The sequence below is a fragment of the uncultured Wocania sp. genome (assembly GCF_964021735.1).
Classification (GTDB): domain Bacteria; phylum Bacteroidota; class Bacteroidia; order Flavobacteriales; family Flavobacteriaceae; genus Wocania_A.
On record NZ_CAXIBN010000057.1, the window covers coordinates 1 to 17,259 of the forward strand.

Below are 17,259 nucleotides of genomic sequence, written 5' to 3' on the forward strand. Positions count from 1 at the left end.
TCTTGGATTTTTTTATCGATTATTTTATAATGCCTTTAATTCTGAATGCGCCTATATAACTTGAAAAAATTCGACTGCGCTCTATCTAACATCAAACCTGATTTCTAAATAGCCTTTTATTGTTTCTATTTACTAGCAAACATCTTAACATCACTTTCGCTAACCTCACTACCGCCAAGTATAATTAGGCGTTCTACAACATTTCGAAGTTCTCGAATATTTCCCGTCCAATCGTAATCTTGTAACAGATTGATAGCTTTATCAGAAAATATTTTTTTTGCTGTACCTTGTTCACTAGCTATCTTATCAGAAAAATAATTAACAAGTAAAGGAATATCGTCTCGTCTTTCATTTAAAGCAGGTACTTGAATTAAAATAACTGCTAGTCTGTGATACAAATCTTCTCTAAATCTCCCTTCTTTTATTTCCTTTTTTAAATCTTTATTGGTCGCTGCAACTACACGTACATCAACTTTAATGTCTTTATCGCTACCAACGCGTTGAATACGACTTTCTTGTAATGCGCGTAATACTTTAGCTTGCGCAGAAAGACTCATGTCTCCTATTTCATCTAAAAAAATAGTACCACTATTTGCTGCTTCAAATTTTCCTGCTCGGTCTTTATTAGCACTTGTAAAAGCACCTTTTACGTGACCAAATAATTCACTTTCAATCAATTCGCTTGGTATGGCAGCACAATTAACTTCTATCATAGGCCCTTTTGCTCGCTCACTTTTTTGGTGCAGCCAATGAGCAACTAATTCTTTTCCTGTTCCGTTTGGACCTGTAATAAGTACACGAGCATCTGTTTGTGCTACTTTTTCAATAATATCTTTTATATGAGAAATGGCTTTACTTTCGCCTATCATTTGAAAATTCTTGCTTACTTTCTTTTTAAGTAATTTGTTTTCAACCACAAGTTCTTTTCTATCTAAAGCATTTCTAACGGTATTAAGCAGCCTGTTTAAATCTGGTGGTTTCGATATGTAATCAAAAGCCCCTAACCTCATGGTATTTACAGCAGTATCTAAATCGCCATGTCCAGAAATCATAACCATTGGTATTTCTGGTTTAATTTTTTTTGTAGCTTCCAACACTTCAACACCATCCATTTTTGGCATTTTTATATCGCATAATACCAAATCGAAATCGTCGTTCTTTATTTTTTCAATACCAACTAATCCGTCTTCGGCTTCTTCAACTTGATAAGTGTCATTTTCTTCAGAAAGAATTTTTACTAAAACTCTTCTAATAGCTGCTTCATCTTCTATTATTAATATTTTTGGCATATTTATATTTTAAATTTAAGTCCGGTTCTTAAATAAAACGCATTTACATCGTCTAATTTAAAAATTTCATCTCTATTTTCATTTCGTAACACATTATTTAATCTAAAAGTATAACCAGTATACATATAAGCGACTAAGTGTTTAGTAAAGCAATATTCGTACCCCAATCCACCAATGGCAACAGATAATGAAATATGATCTACATTTTCTCCATTTATAACCGAGGGTTCTTGTAGATGAGCTAAGTAACCATCTAACCCTACAAAGGCTTGTAGATTATTTTTTTTATTAAATGTATATTTTACATTAGACTTTGGCACTCCAGCATTAAAACTCCACTTATCATTAATTTCTCTATAATAGCTTACAAACGGTAAAGGAAAAGGTAAGCCTGTAGTGGCATTGTAGGTTAACCCAAGAATTAATCGATATGGACGTTTTATGCTTTCATCCTTTATTCTATCATTAATAAAATAAATCCCTCCATTAATAAAGTAATCGTCTGAAGTTAATGATTTTGATAAGGTGGAAGCTATTCTTGGATTAAATTTTACACCGAATCGCCATTTTTCATTCCACTTAAAAGTATAACCAATATTTAAATCTATAATGTGAATTTTATTTAAAGTGGAAGTATTAAAAGGATAGTTATCTTCTAAATTAAGTAATACACGGTTATATTCTGCTCCAACAATTAAATAACTATCCTCTTTAACTTTAATGGGATAATTAATAAGGCCTCTTAATCTGGTATATTGATCATCTGATTTATTTTTTGGAATAAAAGAATATTCTAATCGTGCCAAATCTGTGAGTTGTGCATTTGAAAATTGATATACAAAAATTAGAAATAACATATATACCCATTTCAATTCTTGCTTTATCATATTTAATATTATACTTTTTTTTAAATGATTTAACTCTATCTACTCTGTTTTTTGAATAATATGTATATCGCGTTGCGGAAATGGAATAGTTATGTTGTTTTCTCTAAATAATTTGTCTATTTCAAATCGAATATCACTTTTAGGAAATTGCGCTTTAAAACTATCGTTAATAGTAAAGACTATTTTAAAGTTTAACGAGCTATCTCCAAAATCTGTAAATACCACTGTAGGTTCTGGTTGGCTAATAACATCTGGATGTGTGCTAGCTGCTTGTAACAATAATTTTTTTACCAATTGTACATCACTGCCATAAGCTACACCAACGTTTACAGATTCTCTAGTTGTTGAGCCGTTTTGTGTCCAATTATACAAGCTGTTTGTTAAATACAAATGGTTAGGAATCACCAATACTTTATTATCAATAGTTACCGCTCGTGTTGTACGTAATTTAATTTCTTCAACACGACCTACTTTACCTTCTATTTCAATAATATCACCAACATGAACCGACTGGTCTATGAGTATAAAAATACCAGAGATAATATCTTGAAATAAAGTTTGTAATGCTAAACCAATTCCTATTAATAAAGCTGCGGACGCCGCAAAAATTGCTGTAACATTAATACCAATAGAGTCGAAAACGACTAGCATGACAATAATATAAATTATCCATCTTCCAAAAGAAAAAACAGTTGTAAATTTTGCTTTATCATCGGCAGGCATATTCTTGGTAACAAGTGTTTTTACCCATCTTAAAATATATGTTGTTGCTACTATTACAAAAAGTACTAGTAAAACATATTTAACCTTAAGTATTACATCGTGAGCATCATCACCAGTTCCATAAGTAAAATTGATGATTTTAAATTCAAGAAATTCTACAAGTTTTTCCCACAACGAACTTTCAGTAATTACATCACCTATTGATTCTGCTTCTTTTTCTATTTTATCTGTAATTTTATCTTGCATTTAATACTTAATCCACTTTATTAATTCTTTATAGCTTGGTTTTTTTCCATACATTAAAATACCTACTCTGTAAATTTTTGCTGCAAACCAAACGGTTAGCATAAATGTAGCAATTAATATTAGTAAGGACAAAAGTTGTTGCCATAAAGGTACACCAAAAGGTATACGCATTAACATAACCACTGGTGATGTTAATGGAATGAATGAAAATATGGTAGATACCGTACCGTGTGGGTCTTCAATAACCGTAAAAATACCAATATATACTGCCAGTATTAGTGGCATTAAAATAGGTAGCATGAATTGCTGCGTATCTGTTTCATTATCAACTGCTGCACCAATAGCAGCATAAAACGAGCTATATAATAAATAGCCACTAATAAAAAATAAGATAAATGCAATAATTAAATTTAAAATAGGCAAATTATAAAATGCAGTTAAAATGTCTTGAATTTGCATATTAACCTCTGGATTCTCCATAGCTCGCTGCATCATGTCTTGTTGCGGTGATTGCGCCATATCAATTCCAAAAATTGCAGACACAATAGCCATTAAAACACCGCCTAAAATTAACCAAATTACAAATTGAGTAATACCAGCTAAAGATGTGCCAATAATTTTACCAAGCATTAACTGTACTGGTTTTACAGACGAAATTATAACCTCTATAATTCTGCTAGTCTTTTCTTCAATAACACTACGCATAATCATATTGCCATAAATAATAATAAACATAAACAACAAATAGCCTGCAATACCACCAAAAATAAGTTTAACAACACTATCTATTTTAGATGTCTTTTCACCTTCAAAACTTTCTTGAGCAAGATTTACATTTATTTTTGAAGCCTTAATCATCTCAACATCTACTCCTTTTTGTTGAAGTTTTAAATTTGTTAGCTTTTTCTCAATTTTAGATTCTAAGCTAGAAATTAATGTTAACGATGGTGACTCTTCTGAATAAAACTTAATGTGTTTTGATAGCACATCAAAATCATCAAATTTCCCAATATGTAGTAAACCATAATTAGAGGTTTCTTTAACTATGGCTTTAGCATCGCTTAAAGACATATTTTGTAAAATATGGTAAGTTGTGTTTTCTGTATCTTTAAAAACTTCTTTTACTATTCCAGACTCATCTAAAACAGAAATAACCCGTGTTTTATTATTATTTAATTGCGATAAATAAGCAACAACCGAGATAAGCGCTATCATAATAATAGGACTTAAAATAGTCATAATTATAAATGATTTGTTTTTAACCTTTGTTAAATATTCACGCTTTATTATAAGTGGTAAATGGTTCATTAAATAAATAATTTTTAATTCTGTATTTTATAGATTCCCGTCTTCACTTCAACAAACTTAGTACAACAAGCGGGAATGACAATTTCAACGGTAACTCTGAGACAAAATCTCATAGCATTCTTTTTCGATTAATTATTCTGTACGGTTTGAATAAAAATATCGTTAACACTAGGAATTAATTCAACAAAATGAGAGACATTTCCTTTTGTGGTTAAATATGATAAAAAATCGTTTGGTTTATCATCTTCATTAAGCTTTATGTTTAGCTTCAACTCATCATCTAAAGTTTTAAAATTAGCTTTCGAAACCTTAAATTTTTCTGACAATTCTTTTTGTAGAGTGGTGTTGTCGTTTGTTTTAATGCCAACCTCGTAAGTATTAGTTTTATATTGTCGCTTAACATCAACTAATTTACCATCTAATATTTTATTTGATTGATGTATTAATGCAATATCATCACATAACTCTTCAACAGATTCCATCCGGTGTGTTGAAAAAATAATGGTCGCACCATTTTCTCGCAAACGAAAGATTTCATCTTTAATTAAATTGGCATTTATGGGGTCGAATCCCGAAAAAGGTTCGTCGAAAATCAATAATTTTGGCTCATGTAATACCGTTACTACAAACTGTATTTTTTGTGCCATGCCTTTAGATAATTCTTGAATTTTTTTATTCCACCAATCGCCAATTTCCAATCTCTCAAACCAATATTTTAATCGGGTTTTAGCTTCAGCTTTACTTAAGCCTTTTAATTGTGCTAAGTACAAAGCTTGCTCACCCACTTTCATAGATTTATACAATCCACGTTCTTCTGGTAAATAGCCAATATCTTTTATGTGATCTTGATTTAGCAACTCACCATCTAAATGTACCGTACCAGTATCTGGCATGGTTATTTGATTAATGATTCGTATAAGCGTTGTTTTTCCTGCACCATTAGGCCCTAACAATCCAAAAATACTACCTTTAGGCACTTCAATGGAAACATTATTTAATGCTTTAAAATTGCCAAAATTTTTAGAGACTGAATTAGCCACTAATAGATTATTCATTCAAAAATTTTTAGTGTTTAAAATAAGTATGGTAAATATATTAAATGTTACAACCAACATTTAAAATTAATTGATAAAACATATAAAATTTAGCTTTTAATACAAAAAACAAAACCCACCCTTAAAAAAATTAAGGATGGGAAAAAAATTGCTATGAAAAAGAAAAATTATCACTAAAATTAATTAGTGATAGTTCAAATATAAGTTTTTTTTTGTAAATAATGTCAAAACTATAAGAGAACTTTATATTTTCTAATACTAAGAAAACATATCTTTTACCTTTTCAAAAAATGATTTATCTGAACTTTCTGGCTTTGGAGAAAAGTGTTCATCATCTCTCATGCTTTCAAAAAATTCTTTTTGTTGTTTGTTTAATGTTTTAGGTGTCCAAACGTTTACATGTACCAAAAGATCACCTTTTCCATACCCATTAATACTCGGGATTCCTTTTCCGCGTAAGCGTAAAATCTTACCCGATTGTACGCCAGCTTCAACCTTAATACGTACTTTCCCTGTAACGGTATCAATCTCTTTTGAGGTGCCTAAAACCGCATCAGGATAACTTACATATAAATCGTAATGTAAATTATCGCCTTCGCGTTGTAATGTATCGTGATCTTCTTCCTCGATAGCGACTAATAAATCGCCAGAAAAACCATTTCCAGGGGCATCATTACCTTTTCCCGATACTTTAAGTTGCATTCCATCTACAACACCTGCTGGTATTTTAATAGATACAGTTTCTTCTACAACTTTTAACCCCTGTGCATCGGCATCGGCAGGTTTTTTATCAATAGTTTGTCCTGCTCCTCCACAAACATTACATGGTGCAGAGGTTTGCATGCGTCCTAAAATAGTGTTTGTAATACGTGTAACTTGCCCGCTACCATTACAAGTAGAACAGGTTTTATAAGTGGTCCCTGGTGCTTGAACTTTACGTTTTACTTTAATTTTTTTCTCAACACCATTGGCTATTTCTTCAAGTGTTAGTTTAACTCTAATACGAAGATTGCTGCCTTTTACCCTGCGTTGACTTCCGCCACCGCCAAAACCAGAAAATCCGCCGCCAAAGCCACCACCAAAAATATCTCCAAACTGACTGAATATATCGTCCATATTCATACCGCCACCGCCAAAGCCTCCACCGCCATTTTCAAAGGCTTGATGACCAAATTGATCGTATCGTGCTTTTTTATCAGCATCACTTAACACTTCGTAAGCTTCAGCTGCTTCCTTAAACTTTGCTTCAGCACCTTTATCATCCGGATTTTTATCAGGGTGAAATTCAATCGCTTTTTTTCGGTACGCCTTTTTAATTTCGGCAGCACTAGCACCTTTACTTACTCCTAATATTTCGTAATAGTCTTTTTTAGCCATATCCTGTCCTAAATCCTTTCCATACTCCGACTACGCTCAGTACAAGCTGGAAAAGCTTTTAAATTAATTTTATTTATTGTCCAATTACAACTTTAGGAAAACGTATTATTTTTTCTCCTAACTTGTATCCTTTTTCTACAACATCAATAATTTTTCCTTTTAAATCATCTGTTGGTGCTGGTATTTGTGTTATAGCTTCGTGGTTATCTGCATTAAAATCATCTCCTTTTTCAATTGCTATTGCAGTTAAACCTTTTTGTTCTAATGTTTTTACTAATTTTTGGTAAATTAATAATACACCTTTACGCAATTCTTCAGCTTCTTTATCTTCTTCAATATGTGTTAAAGCGCGCTCAAAATCATCAAGAACTGGTAACAAGGTTTTCATGACATCTTCGCTAGCTGTCGAAAATAATTCAATGCGCTCCTTAGAGGTTCTTCGCTTATAATTTTCAAATTCTGCAAACAAACGCAAAAACTTATCTTTTTCTTGTTTTAATTCGTCTTGAAGCTTTTCTTCAACAGTTTGCTCTTCAACATCAACGGTTTCGGTTTGTACGTTTTCAACCTGTTCTTTCTCTATATCTTTTTTATCCTTTTTACCCATTGCAAAATTTAAATTTATTCGAATACTAAAATAGGTTGGCAAAAGTACTGCCATTATTATAAAAATGTCAAAATGTCACGAAAAAATTTTAATATTTTTTTAGCTAAAAAAAGTAATCATTTAACTAATTTTACAACTTAACACTAAAAACATTAAAAATGAAAAAAAGTATTGCTACACTATTTACTATTGCAGCATTAGTTGTAAGTACAACTGGATGTAAAGACAAAGCTAAAGAAGCAAACACGAAAGAAGCAGAAACAGTAGCAACTGCTGAAGCTACAGCCGAAAAATATACAGCTAATGTAACCGAATCTACAATTGAGTGGAAAGGGTTTAAACCTACAGGAACTCATACCGGAACTATTGATTTAGAAAACGGAGTACTTAATTTAACCGATGGAAAAATTAACAGCGGTACGTTTTTAATCGATATGAAATCTATTGAGGTTACAGACATTCCCAAAGAAGATGAGTATAACGGAAAACTTACTGGGCATTTAAAAAGTGCTGACTTTTTTGATGTTGAAAAACACCCAAGTGCCGCTTTTGAAATTACAGGTTTAAGTGAAACAGAAGGAAAAACCATGTTATCCGGAAACTTAACACTTAAAGAAACTAAAAACAATGTAACATTTCCTGTAACAGTTACTAATACTGATGGAGCAGTAACATTAACTAGTGAAACGTTTACTATAGACCGCTCTAAATGGAATGTAAAATATGGCTCAAAATCATTTTTTGATAATTTAGGCGATAAGTTTATTAACGACGATATTGAGTTAAAGATTACAGTTAAGGCTACAAAATCTTAAACTGAAATTTATTTTATTTAAAGCCACTTTGTATAACCAAAGTGGCTTTTTTGTTTTATAAATCTATTCAACATATATAAGAAAAAATTACAACTTTATTTAGCATGTGAATATAACTAATAAAAAAAGAATAAATTCTTATATTAAGAATCAGAATTTCAACTATAATAAACAACTCCTCACCATCGCTAATTACTAAAGTAAATAACACGGTGTTATTAAGCAATAATACATAAAAAAGTAATCTATTTATCGATTACAAAAATACCTTATCAAATAATTGTGCTAGGGATTTAAACGCCATCCATTTTTGAGACACGAGAAAAAGATATAGTAAGAAAGTCCTTCCCCTTATCTACTAACGTCCAAAGACTTATTTATTTAAAACTAATTTGCTACTTCGCTTATAAATTTAATACGGTATAAACGCAATTCTTCATCATCATAATCGCCATCAAACTCATTAATAGCGGCATCAATATCATCAGATTCTGATTCCATAAAATAGTCATGAATTTCTTCTTGTTGATCTTCGTCTAAAATCTCATCAATCCAATAATTAATATTAAGTTTAGTACCAGAATATACTATGGCTTCCATTTCTTTTATAAAGTCTTCCATAGACATTTTTTTAGACGATGCAATATCATCTAAAGGTAATTTTCTATCAACATTTTGAATAATATACAACTTATTTGCAGAGTTACTTCCTGTAGATTTTACAACCAAATCGTCTGGACGAGTAATGTCATTTTCTTCTACGTATTTAGAAATAAGGTCTATAAAATCTTTACCATATTTTTTAGCTTTTCCATCTCCAACACCATGAACGTTACTAAGCTCGGACATAGAAATAGGATATTTTAATGCCATATCTTCTAACGAAGGATCTTGGAAAATCACAAACGGCGGAACACCCAATTTTTTAGCATTTTTTTTGCGTAAATCTTTAAGCATACCCATTAAAACATCATCTGCAACTGCGCCTCCTCCTTTTGCTGCAGTAACTATAGAACCATCTTCTTGTTCGCCTTCAAAAATATGATCTTCAGTCATCATAAACGACACTGGTTTTTTTATAAAGTCTCTGCCAGAATCTGTTAATTTTATAACGCCATAAGTTTCAATATCTTTTTTAAGATATCCCGCAACCAAAACTTGCCTTAATAGAGCCATCCAATGTTTTTTATCTTGGTCTTTACCTTTACCAAAAAAGTCTTGTTCGTTAGTTCTATGAGAATTTATAAGCGCATTTTCTTTACCAATAATTACGCTAACTAAGTCTTTAGATTTATACTTTTCGTTGGTTTTATCTATGGTTTCTAAAAGTAATTTAACATCGTTTTGTGCCTCTTTTTGTTTTTTTGGATTACGAACATTATCGTCCATATCGCCACCTTCTCCTGTTTTATTATCAAATTCTTCACCAAAATAATGCAAAATAAATTTTCTACGAGATATTGATGTTTCTGCAAAAGCAACAACTTCTTGTAGTAATGCTTGACCTATTTCCTGTTCAGCAACAGGTTTACCAGACATAAATTTTTCTAACTTTTCTATATCCTTATATGCATAATATGCCAAACAATGCCCTTCTCCACCGTCACGACCAGCACGACCAGTTTCTTGATAATAACTTTCTATACTTTTAGGTATATCGTGATGAATTACAAAGCGTACATCGGGTTTATCAATACCCATCCCAAAGGCTATAGTAGCTACAACAACATCGACATCTTCCATAAGAAATTTATCCTGATGACTCGATCTTGTTTTGGCATCTAAACCTGCATGATATGGTACTGCTTTAATGCCGTTTACTTGTAAAACTTGTGCTAATTCCTCAACACGCTTTCTGCTCAAACAATATACAATACCAGATTTTCCGTCGTTTTGTTTAATAAATCGAATAATATCAGCATCAACATTTTTTGTTTTTGGTCTAACTTCATAATATAAATTAGGCCTATTAAAGGATGCTTTAAAAGTTGTAGCACCTGTAATACCTAGATTTTTAATAATATCTTCTTGTACCTTTGGTGTAGCTGTAGCGGTTAAACCAATAATAGGAATATCGTCTCCAATACGTCCTATTATATTTCGTAAATTTCTGTATTCTGGTCTAAAATCATGTCCCCATTCACTTATACAATGTGCCTCATCAACAGCCATAAAAGATACTTTTACAGTTCGAAGAAAATCTACATTTTCCTCTTTGGTTAATGATTCTGGAGCTACATAAAGTAACTTAGTAATACCATTAACAATATCTTCTTTTACACGCTTTACTTCAGTTTTATTTAATGAAGAATTTAATACATGCGCCACGCCTTCTTCGTTTGAAAGACCTCTAATAGCATCCACCTGATTTTTCATTAATGCAATTAAAGGAGATACCACTATAGCTGTGCCTTCTTGCATTAACGCTGGTAGTTGATAACAAAGAGATTTCCCGCCTCCTGTTGGCATAATTACGAATGTGTGTTTTTTAGACAGAATACTTTCCACTACGCCTTCTTGCAACCCTTTGAATTTATTAAACCCAAAATATTTTTTTAGTGCAGAATGAATGTCACTTTTTGTTGTTAACATTGATTAAATAAAAAATTAATTTACACGATAAAAATACACCAATACAAAGTATACTATTCTATAATTTAGCAGCATATTTAAAGAACCCTCATGTTTTTTTTCGTTAGTTTTGTAACGTAATTCGAATTTACAATAAAAATTCAATATTGACTAATCATTTAAAGATAACAAAATCTTTAAAGCATCAACAAAAAATAATAATAAATTTTGAAAGACAAAAATTCTATTATTGATACAGCAAAATATACCATAGAAATGGAAAGCAAAGCCATTTCTAACTTATCTAATCTAATAACCAATGATTTTGCTCATACCGTAAATCTTATTTACAACTCTAAAGGACGTGTAATTATTACAGGAATTGGTAAAAGTGCTATTATAGCAAACAAAATTGTAGCTACCTTAAATTCTACCGGCACACCTGCTGTTTTTATGCATGCTGCCGATGCTATTCATGGCGATTTAGGATTAATACTTAAAGATGATGTAGTTATTTGTATTTCAAAAAGTGGAAACACGCCAGAAATTAAAGTTTTAGTACCTTTAATTAAAAGCGCAAAAAACAAAATGATTGCTATCACAGGTAACATAGATTCGTTTTTAGGACAACAAGCAGATTTTGTTTTAAATGCTTATGTCGAGCAGGAAGCTTGCCCAAATAATTTAGCACCAACAACAAGTACTACGGCACAATTGGTAATTGGCGATGCACTGGCTGTTTGCTTATTAGAGCTACGGGGGTTTTCGAGCAACGATTTTGCCAAATATCACCCAGGTGGTGCATTAGGTAAAAAACTATATTTAAGAGTTCATGACATTTCATCTATAAATGAAAAACCAAAGGTTAATTTAGATACAAGTATTAAAAATATTATTATTGAAATTACTGAAAAAATGCTAGGCGTTACAGCTGTAGTTGAAAACAAAAAAATTGTTGGTATAATTACCGATGGCGATTTACGTAGAATGCTAACCAAAGTTGATGATTTTTCTAATTTAACGGCAAAGGATATTATGAGTGCTAATCCAAAACATATTAATGTTGACGCTATGGCGGTTGATGCTTTAGAAATTATGGAAACTAACGGTATTTCGCAACTACTTGTTGAAGACAATGGCAATTACGCAGGTGTGGTACATTTACACGATTTAATAAAAGAAGGTATTATATAATGGCAAAAAAGAACATTAATGAGATGTCTTTTTTAGATCATCTCGAAGATTTACGATGGCATTTAATAAGAATTTGTGTAGCTGTTATTATTGTTGCTACTTTGGTTTTTATTTTTAGTCGATTTGTTTTCGATAAAATTATTTTCGCTCCTTTGTTAATGAGTTTTCCAACCTATAGTTTTTTGTGTGATGCAGCAAATTTTATAGGAGTAGATACCACGTTTTGTGCAGAAGAAATGCCAATGATTATACAAAACCGTACCATGGCTGGACAGTTTTCGGCAGATATTTGGACGGCCATTTTGGGAGGTTTTATCATATCATTTCCATATGTTATTTATCAATTATGGAAATTTATTAGCCCTGGATTACATAGTGATGAACGTAAACATTCACGTGGCTTTATCATCATTTCATCACTCCTATTTTTTATTGGTGTATTATTTGGGTATTATATTGTAACACCTTTATCGCTTAACTTTTTAGCAAATTATAGTATATCTAAAGTTGTAGATAATCAAATAGATATTAGCTCGTATATAGCTTTGGTAAGATCTTCTTCATTAGCTTCTGGATTAATTTTTGAGCTACCCATTATCATCTACTTTTTAACTAAAATAGGTTTAGTTACACCAGAAATATTAAGAAAATACAGAAAATACGCCTTAGTAGTAGTATTAATTTTATCAGCCATTATAACTCCTCCTGATATTGCGAGTCAAGTTATCGTTGCTATTCCTATTTTAATATTATATCAAGTAAGTATTTATATTTCTAAAGTTGTCGTTAGAAATCAAAAAAGAAAAGAAAAACAACATGTCTGATATCGTTACAGAATTTAATGAGTATCGGGAAAGAATGAACGATAAAATTCTTGCCGATAATAATAAAGTTATTAAACGCATCTTTAATTTAGATACAAATGCTTTTGCGGAAGGCGCTTTAGATGTTAAAACAAAAGAGCTTTTAGGCTTGGTAGCATCTATGGTTTTGCGTTGTGATGATTGTGTAAAATATCATCTTGAAACCTGTTATAAAGAAGGCATATCAAAAGAACAAGTTGTTGAAACTTTAAGTATTGCTAATTTAATTGGAGGTACTATTGTAATTCCTCATTTACGACGTGCTTACGAATTTTGGGACGCTTTAGAAGCCAATAGTAAATAGATTCTAGAGTGTTACGTTATTAGATATTAGAATAAAGCCTACATAAAAAGATAAAATTAAAGCGTTCTGTTATAATAGTGAACACGATTTTACTATTTTTAGCGTTCAGTATATAAAATTATGATTTTAAGAGCCGAAAATTTAATGAAGTCCTATAGCGGACGAAAAGTGGTAAAAGATGTTTCTCTTGAAGTAAATCAAGGTGAAATTGTTGGGCTTTTAGGACCAAATGGTGCTGGGAAAACAACCTCTTTTTACATGATTGTTGGTTTAATAAAACCTAATGGCGGACATATTTTTTTAGATAATACTGAAATTACTAAATATCCGATGTATAAACGTGCACAAAACGGTATTGGATATTTAGCACAAGAAGCTTCGGTATTTAGAAAACTTAGTATTGAAGATAATATTTTAAGTGTATTGCAACTTACTAAACTAAGTAAAAAACAGCAACACGATAAAATGGAATCGCTAATTGAAGAATTTGGTTTAGGACATATTCGTAAAAGCCGTGGCGATTTATTATCTGGTGGCGAGCGCAGACGAACCGAAATTGCGCGTGCACTTGCAACCGACCCTAGTTTTATTTTATTAGATGAGCCTTTTGCTGGTGTAGATCCTGTGGCGGTTGAAGATATTCAACGCATTGTAGCACAACTCACCAAAAAAAATATCGGTATTTTAATTACCGATCACAACGTTCAAGAAACTTTAGCGATTACCGATAGAACCTATTTAATGTTTGAAGGTGGTATTTTAAAAGCTGGAAAACCTGAAGAATTAGCCGAAGACGAAATGGTACGTAAAGTATATTTAGGTCAAAATTTTGAACTTCGTAAAAAGAAAATTCGTGACTAGACACTAAGTGTCATATAATTTATTTGACTCTTTACTATGTTACTATGCCTTCAAAACACAAAAATTTGTATAAATAAGCATCTTTTTAATATTAAAATCATTTCTTATTCTCAAATAATTATAATGATACACCTTTTTTAATTTCACTTAAATAAAAAAGGAAACCGTAGCTGATTTTATCATATTTTATTTTCAACAAGAAAATATCTGGATATTCTAACAAAAATTAAGCTTCCCTTTTTCTGTTAAATAAATCCTTCTATTGAAGTTTTAACTTCTTTGTATTTAATCAATATTAATTATTGTGTATTAAAAATTAATTAATATCTTTATGATATCAAAATAATATCATTTTAATCTAAACATATACCAAATGAAATCAGAAAAAATAATTACTCCCACAAATGGCTATTCAATGCTATTCATATTCTTTATTACGCTTCTTGGAAGTGTTGCCATTGTAATTTTAAATGGAAGTTTATTCTTTATATTTCCTTTTATTATTTCTATTTTCATCTTTAAAGGTTTTGTTATGGTCCAACCAAATAACTCTAGGGTATTACTGCTCTTTGGAGAATACGTGGGAACAATTAACAAGAGTGGCTTTTATTGGATAATTCCGTTTTACACTAAAAAGAAGATTTCTCTACGCGCTAGTAATTTTGATAGCGAGCGCTTAAAAGTGAATGACAAATTAGGTAACCCAATTATGATTAGTACCATTTTGGTTTGGAGGGTTAAAGACACTTATAAAGCTGCTTTTGATGTCGATAATTATGAAAATTTTGTTAGAGTACAAACCGATGCGGCTGTTAGAAAATTAGCTAGTATGTATCCTTATGATAATTTTGCAGATGATGGATACACCGAAGATATTACGCTTCGATCTAGTGTAAATGAGGTAAGTGAAGCATTAGAAAAAGAAATAGACGAACGTTTGTCTATTGCTGGTATTGAAGTTTTAGAAGCAAGAATTGGTTATTTAGCTTACGCTCAAGAAATTGCAAACGCTATGCTAAAAAGACAACAAGCTACGGCCATAGTTGCAGCAAGACACAAGATTGTTGAAGGCGCTGTGAGTATGGTAGAGATGGCTTTAGAAGAATTAGGAAAGAAAAATATTGTAGATCTAGATGAAGAACGAAAAGCTGCTATGGTTAGCAATTTAATGGTTATACTTTGTGGTGATAAAGATGCTTCTCCTGTATTAAATACTGGCACTTTAAATCAATAAACAATACATTTGTATTTTTATTGAAGTAATTAACAAACCGCACATGGCCAAGAAAAAAGCTTTTGCATTACGAATAAATGAAGATATGCTCAAAGCTATTGAAAAATGGGCTGCGGACGAATTCCGCAGCACTAATGGTCAAATAGAATGGATGTTAAATGAAAGCTTAAAAAAAGCAAAGAGAAAACCAAAAAGCAAAGATCCCGAATAAAAAAGTTTTATTCTTTTATTGTGGCACGTTTAAAAAATTTAACTACTAAAAGAGCTATTCCTCCTACCAATAATCCAACAATAAAATCCCTCAAAAAAGATGGCAATGCTTCTAAAATATGATGCAGAAATTCAATATTATGAACAAAAATACCACCAGAGACCAAAATCAAAGCAATAGTTCCAATCACTGATAAACTTTTAATAACAACAGGCAAGGCATTAATTAAAAAGTTTCCAATAAATTTTGAAACACTTTTTTCTTTATCACTTAATTTTACAAGTCGATAGCCAAAATCATCCATTCTAACTATAAGTGCTACAATACCATAAACCCCTACAGTTGCAATAACAGCAACAATGGAAACAACTAATATTTGAAACAAAATAGGTTTATCTAATACAGTACCTAAAGCAATAATTACAATTTCTACCGATAGAATAAAATCGGTTAAAATGGCTGATTTTATTTTACTTTTTTCAGCTTTTAAAACCTCATCTTCAGAAACGGTTTCTTCATCAACTTTAACTTTAATGTGTTTATGTGGCACAAAAAAGTGATATATTTTTTCTGCACCTTCAAAAGCTAAATACACACCACCTAATATTAAAGCCAACGTAACTGCCCATGGCGCAAAAGCACTAAGCAAAAAGGCAATGGGTAAAATAATTAATTTATTAAGGAAAGAACCTTTAGTAATTGCCCATAAAACAGGCAACTCTCTTGATGACACAAATCCTGTAGCTTTTTCGGCATTAACTGCTAAATCGTCTCCCAAAATACCTGCTGTTTTTTTTGTGCTTATTTTACTCATTACAACAACATCGTCCATTAAAGCTGCTATGTCGTCAAATAATGCAAAAAATCCTGATGCCATGTATTATTGTTTTGAAATTAAATTGTCTAAAACAGACATAGAAATATAAAGTAGAATAATTAATGGAATTGCAGCAAATTGCAATACAATTAAAAGCACAACACACAGTAGCATAAAAATATAACGTGTGGAATTGTTTTTAAAGCTCCAATCTTTAAACTTTAAAGCAAATAATTTAATATTAGAATTTAATATCCAACAACTAAAAGCCGTTAACCCAATTAAAAACCATTGATTAAGAATAATAGAATTGATTACATCATTATTCTGAAATTCCATAATTAAAGGCAGCGACACAATTAACAAAGTGTTTGCTGGTGTTGGTAAGCCTTTAAAATAACTTTGTTGTTCTGTATCGATATTAAATTTTGCTAATCGGTAAGCTGATGCTAGAGTGATTGTTAGACCTATAAGCGGACGAATAGTTATCTCAGAAAATCCAAAAATAAACTCAACTGTTGGATCGTTTCCGACATACTTCCAACTTGATTCGCATAAACTTAATAACTTAAACATTATTATCCCAGGTACCAATCCACTAGTTACCATGTCTGCTAACGAATCTAATTGCACGCCCAATTCGCTTTGTACGTTTAACTTTCTTGCTGCAAAACCATCAAAAAAATCAAAGAAAATACCAAAAAACACAAATAAAGCAGCTAAAAAAAAATTATTATTAACAGCCAAAATTACAGCAATACATCCACAAAATAGATTTAAAAGAGTTAATGCATTCGGAATATATCGCTTCATATTTATTATTTTAATACTGTAAAAATAATAAAGTATTTCGGTCTAAAACAAAGAAGAAACAATATTGTATTTATTTTGAAGTTT

At 31.1% G+C, this 17,259-nt stretch carries 17 protein-coding genes; 7 read left to right on the plus strand and 10 right to left on the minus strand.

Annotated features, from left to right (window positions below):
• Positions 1–125: 125 nt before the first annotated feature.
• The 7 genes from AADI82_RS06850 to AADI82_RS06880 all read right to left on the minus strand — a co-directional run bounded on the left by AADI82_RS06850 (position 126) and on the right by AADI82_RS06880 (position 7,492).
• Positions 126–1,289, minus strand: coding sequence for a sigma-54 dependent transcriptional regulator (locus AADI82_RS06850; RefSeq protein ID WP_341215704.1), 1,164 nt, complete (start codon positions 1,287–1,289; stop codon positions 126–128).
• Positions 1,290–1,291: 2 nt separating this feature from the next.
• Positions 1,292–2,176: a DUF6268 family outer membrane beta-barrel protein gene (locus AADI82_RS06855; protein ID WP_341215705.1), complete on the minus strand. Its 885-nt coding sequence runs from the start codon at positions 2,174–2,176 to the stop codon at positions 1,292–1,294.
• A gap of 39 nt (positions 2,177–2,215) precedes the next feature.
• On the minus strand, positions 2,216–3,145 hold the full coding sequence (locus tag AADI82_RS06860) for a mechanosensitive ion channel domain-containing protein (protein WP_341215706.1): 930 nt from the start codon (positions 3,143–3,145) through the stop codon (positions 2,216–2,218).
• On the minus strand, positions 3,146–4,453 hold the full coding sequence (locus AADI82_RS06865; RefSeq protein ID WP_341215707.1) for an ABC transporter permease: 1,308 nt from the start codon (positions 4,451–4,453) through the stop codon (positions 3,146–3,148).
• A gap of 128 nt (positions 4,454–4,581) precedes the next feature.
• Entirely contained in the window at positions 4,582–5,508 is a 927-nt protein-coding gene (locus AADI82_RS06870) for an ATP-binding cassette domain-containing protein (RefSeq protein WP_341215708.1), read from the minus strand.
• 258 nt (positions 5,509–5,766) lie between these two features.
• Positions 5,767–6,885, minus strand: coding sequence for a molecular chaperone DnaJ (gene dnaJ, locus AADI82_RS06875; protein ID WP_341215709.1), 1,119 nt, complete (start codon positions 6,883–6,885; stop codon positions 5,767–5,769).
• A 73-nt stretch (positions 6,886–6,958) separates the two neighbouring features.
• Complete coding sequence (locus AADI82_RS06880) at positions 6,959–7,492, minus strand: nucleotide exchange factor GrpE (protein ID WP_341215719.1); 534 nt, start codon at positions 7,490–7,492, stop codon at positions 6,959–6,961.
• A gap of 158 nt (positions 7,493–7,650) precedes the next feature.
• Between AADI82_RS06880 and AADI82_RS06885 the strand changes: the two genes are divergently transcribed.
• On the plus strand, positions 7,651–8,307 hold the full coding sequence (locus tag AADI82_RS06885; protein ID WP_341215710.1) for a YceI family protein: 657 nt from the start codon (positions 7,651–7,653) through the stop codon (positions 8,305–8,307).
• 387 nt (positions 8,308–8,694) lie between these two features.
• On the opposite strand, the gene AADI82_RS06890 is transcribed toward AADI82_RS06885, so the two are convergent.
• Positions 8,695–10,899, minus strand: coding sequence for an ATP-dependent DNA helicase RecQ (locus AADI82_RS06890; protein WP_341215711.1), 2,205 nt, complete (start codon positions 10,897–10,899; stop codon positions 8,695–8,697).
• Between the two features lie 207 nt (positions 10,900–11,106).
• Between AADI82_RS06890 and AADI82_RS06895 the strand changes: the two genes are divergently transcribed.
• The 6 genes from AADI82_RS06895 to AADI82_RS06920 all read left to right on the plus strand — a co-directional run bounded on the left by AADI82_RS06895 (position 11,107) and on the right by AADI82_RS06920 (position 15,545).
• Positions 11,107–12,072: a KpsF/GutQ family sugar-phosphate isomerase gene (locus AADI82_RS06895; protein ID WP_341215712.1), complete on the plus strand. Its 966-nt coding sequence runs from the start codon at positions 11,107–11,109 to the stop codon at positions 12,070–12,072.
• Positions 12,072–12,896, plus strand: coding sequence for a twin-arginine translocase subunit TatC (tatC, locus tag AADI82_RS06900; protein ID WP_341215713.1), 825 nt, complete (start codon positions 12,072–12,074; stop codon positions 12,894–12,896). Before AADI82_RS06895 ends, tatC begins: the two co-directional genes overlap by 1 nt.
• On the plus strand, positions 12,889–13,239 hold the full coding sequence (locus AADI82_RS06905; RefSeq protein WP_341215714.1) for a carboxymuconolactone decarboxylase family protein: 351 nt from the start codon (positions 12,889–12,891) through the stop codon (positions 13,237–13,239). The genes tatC and AADI82_RS06905 overlap by 8 nt, the downstream gene beginning before the upstream one ends.
• A gap of 120 nt (positions 13,240–13,359) precedes the next feature.
• Positions 13,360–14,100, plus strand: a complete 741-nt coding sequence (gene lptB / locus AADI82_RS06910; protein ID WP_034041058.1) for an LPS export ABC transporter ATP-binding protein — start codon at positions 13,360–13,362, stop codon at positions 14,098–14,100.
• Positions 14,101–14,473: 373 nt separating this feature from the next.
• A complete protein-coding gene (locus AADI82_RS06915; RefSeq protein WP_341215715.1) occupies positions 14,474–15,334 on the plus strand; it encodes an SPFH domain-containing protein in 861 nt (286 codons plus the stop codon).
• Between the two features lie 43 nt (positions 15,335–15,377).
• On the plus strand, positions 15,378–15,545 hold the full coding sequence (locus tag AADI82_RS06920) for an Arc family DNA-binding protein (protein WP_341215716.1): 168 nt from the start codon (positions 15,378–15,380) through the stop codon (positions 15,543–15,545).
• A gap of 7 nt (positions 15,546–15,552) precedes the next feature.
• Here AADI82_RS06920 and AADI82_RS06925 read toward each other — a convergent pair whose 3' ends face one another.
• Together AADI82_RS06925 and AADI82_RS06930 are read right to left on the minus strand one after the other, a co-directional pair.
• Entirely contained in the window at positions 15,553–16,422 is an 870-nt protein-coding gene (locus tag AADI82_RS06925) for a DUF808 domain-containing protein (protein WP_341215717.1), read from the minus strand.
• 3 nt (positions 16,423–16,425) lie between these two features.
• On the minus strand, positions 16,426–17,175 hold the full coding sequence (locus tag AADI82_RS06930) for a CDP-alcohol phosphatidyltransferase family protein (protein WP_341215718.1): 750 nt from the start codon (positions 17,173–17,175) through the stop codon (positions 16,426–16,428).
• Between the last annotated feature and the right edge of the window lie 84 nt (positions 17,176–17,259).